The organism is Arthrobacter sp. SO5 (assembly GCF_020532805.1).
In the GTDB taxonomy this organism is placed as follows: domain Bacteria; phylum Actinomycetota; class Actinomycetes; order Actinomycetales; family Micrococcaceae; genus Arthrobacter.
This window is the reverse complement of sequence record NZ_MQTQ01000013.1, coordinates 1,372-3,983: the sequence shown is the minus strand read 5'-3', so window position 1 is coordinate 3,983 and position 2,612 is coordinate 1,372. Positions and strand designations below refer to the sequence as shown.

The window sequence follows — 2,612 nt, the reverse complement described above, 5'->3', positions numbered from 1 at the left end:
GGGCGGGGACTCCGGGAAAGGCCCGAACGCGGGCACTGTACCGCCGTTCTCGTGGCTGGGCGCCGACGCCTGGCCGAACCCGCCGGTGCCGGACAGGCGGTCCTGACGCCCGTCACCTTCGCTGCGGACGGACCCGGCAGCCCCCAGATGCGGCAGCCCGGGCTGACAGTTCTTCCGCTTGAACGGTTCAACGCCGGAGCCTTTCGCTGGCAGGGCCCCGGTAGTAGGGTCAGAGCAACCAGCCAGGACACCATCCAGGGAGCACCGCCATGAAGAAGCTCATCAATGATCCCCGCGCCGTGGTTGACGAGTCAGTGGAGGGGTTCGGGCTTGCCCACGCCGACCTCGTGACCGTCATTGCCGAACCCAAATACATTGTGCGCAAGGATGCGCCGGTGGCAGGAAAGGTCGGGCTCCTGTCCGGCGGCGGCAGCGGCCATGAGCCGCTGCACGGCGGCTACGTGGGGATGGGGATGCTCGACGCCGCGGTGCCGGGTGCCGTGTTCACATCGCCAACTCCCGATCAGATCCTGCCCGCAACGCTCGCCGTCAACTCCGGCGCGGGCGTAGTCCACATCGTGAAGAACTACACCGGTGACGTGCTCAACTTCGAGACGGCGGCGGAGCTCGCCCAGGCCGAAGGAGTTGAGGTCCGCACAGTGCTGGTCAACGACGACGTCGCGGTGGAGGATTCGCTGTACACCGCCGGGCGCCGCGGCGTCGGCGGCACCGTCCTGGTGGAAAAAATCGCCGGCGCGGCCGCCGAGCGCGGGGACAACCTCGACGCTGTGGCAGCCATCGGCGACCGGGTCAACCAGAACGTGCGCAGCATGGGCGTCGCGCTGACGGCCTGCACCGTCCCGCACGCCGGGGCCCCGAGTTTCGTCCTCGAGGAAAACGAGATCGAGATCGGTATCGGCATCCACGGCGAACCCGGCCGGCACCGCATCCCGATGGAAAACGCGGACGGCATCACAGACCGGCTGCTGGACCCGGTGGTGAGCGATCTTGGCCTGGCTTCCGGGGACAAGGTACTCCTGTTCGTGAACGGCATGGGCGGCACCCCGCAAAGCGAGCTGTACATCGTCTACCGCCGCGCAGCCCAGAGGCTGGCCGAACAGGGCGTCACCGTGGCGCGCTCGCTGGTGGGCAACTACATCACCGCACTCGAGATGCAGGGCTGCTCCATCACGGTTCTGCGGCTCGACGATGAGATGACCGGGCTCTGGGACGCCCCGGTCCACACGGCTGCACTCCGTTGGGGCGTCTGAGCGTGGAACTGGACATCGACTGGGCGCTGAGGTGGCTGGCCCTGGCGGCGGAGGCCATGGCAGAGCACCGGGAGGAGCTGATCGAGCTGGACAGGCCGATCGGGGATTCCGATCACGGTGAGAACATGGACCGCGGCTTCAGGGCCGTGACCGAGAAACTTGCCGACACCGTCCCGGAGAACCCCGGGGCTGCGCTGAAGCTGACCGCCATGACCTTGATGTCCAAGGTGGGCGGTGCCGCCGGCCCGCTCTACGGAACGGCCTTCCTCCGGGCGGCCACGGCGCTCGGGGATACGCCGGAGATTGACGCCGCCACCCTGGCGGCGGCCCTGCAGGCCGCCCGGGACGGCATCGTCGCGCGTGGAAAAGCCGAGTCCGGGGACAAGACGATGGTGGACGCCTGGACGCCGGCGATCGAAGCCGCCGCCGGTGCCGCCAGCGATGGCGGCGACGTTCGGAAGGTCCTGCAGGCCGCGGCAGAGGCGGCTGAGGCGGGGGCCGTTGCCACCGATCCCATGCTCGCGCGCAAGGGACGCGCAAGCTATCTGGGGGAGCGAAGCATCGGCCACCGCGACCCGGGAGCTGTCTCGAGTGCCTTGATCCTGCGGGCCGCAGCCAAGGCGGCGGAATGACGGTCGGACTCGTTGTGGTGTCACACAGCGAAAAGATCGCCGAGGGCGCCGTGGAACTTGCCGCCCAGATGGCGCCCGACGTCCTGATCGTCCCCGCCGGCGGCACTGACGATGGCCGGATCGGCACGAGCCTGGAGAAAATCATGGCGGCCCTGGAACGGGCAAACGGGGCTGACGGCGCCGTGGTCCTGACAGATCTGGGCTCGGCCGTGATGACCGCGGAAGCGGCGATGGAGTTCCTGGCGGATGCCGGGCCCGTCCTGCTGGCCGATGCGCCGCTCGTGGAAGGGCTCGTGGCCGCCGCCGTCGCCGCCCAGACCGGAGCCACCGCGGAAGCGGTCAAGGAATCGGCCGAGGCCGTGTACCGGCCGCCCGTCCACGCCGCGGAACCCGAACACGCCCACCAGCAGCCCCCGGATGCCCAGGGCGATTTCACCCTCGTCAACCAGACCGGGCTGCACGCCCGCCCCGCCGCGAAAATCGCCGGCGGCCTGTCCGGCATGGACGCAGACGTGACCGTCAACGGCGCCGACGGCGCCTCCATGACCGAGCTCATGATGCTGGGTGCCCCGAGGGGGACCGTGCTGCACGTCGAGGCCAGCGGACCCGACGCAGCCAAGGCCATGGACTATCTGGGCCGTATGATCACGGAGGGCTTCGGCGAACCCTAGGTCCGAACGTCAGCCGGTCACGGCTGAAGCGGGGTCCC

3 protein-coding genes are annotated in these 2,612 nt (G+C 69.4%); all 3 read left to right on the top strand.

Annotated features, from left to right (window positions below):
* Window positions 1-269 precede the first annotated feature (269 nt).
* Genes dhaK through dhaM form a run of 3 tightly spaced genes read left to right on the top strand, consistent with a single transcriptional unit; the run spans window position 270 to window position 2,574 of the window.
* Window positions 270-1,271 carry a dihydroxyacetone kinase subunit DhaK gene (gene dhaK / locus BJG92_RS02600; RefSeq protein ID WP_232082461.1) on the top strand — a complete coding sequence of 334 codons (1,002 nt, stop codon included), beginning with the start codon at window positions 270-272 and terminating at the stop codon, window positions 1,269-1,271.
* A gap of 2 nt (window positions 1,272-1,273) precedes the next feature.
* On the top strand, window positions 1,274-1,903 hold the full coding sequence (gene dhaL, locus BJG92_RS02595; protein ID WP_232082460.1) for a dihydroxyacetone kinase subunit DhaL: 630 nt from the start codon (window positions 1,274-1,276) through the stop codon (window positions 1,901-1,903).
* Window positions 1,900-2,574 carry a dihydroxyacetone kinase phosphoryl donor subunit DhaM gene (gene dhaM / locus BJG92_RS02590; RefSeq protein ID WP_232082459.1) on the top strand — a complete coding sequence of 225 codons (675 nt, stop codon included), beginning with the start codon at window positions 1,900-1,902 and terminating at the stop codon, window positions 2,572-2,574. The genes dhaL and dhaM overlap by 4 nt, the downstream gene beginning before the upstream one ends.
* The last annotated feature ends 38 nt before the right edge of the window (window positions 2,575-2,612 follow it).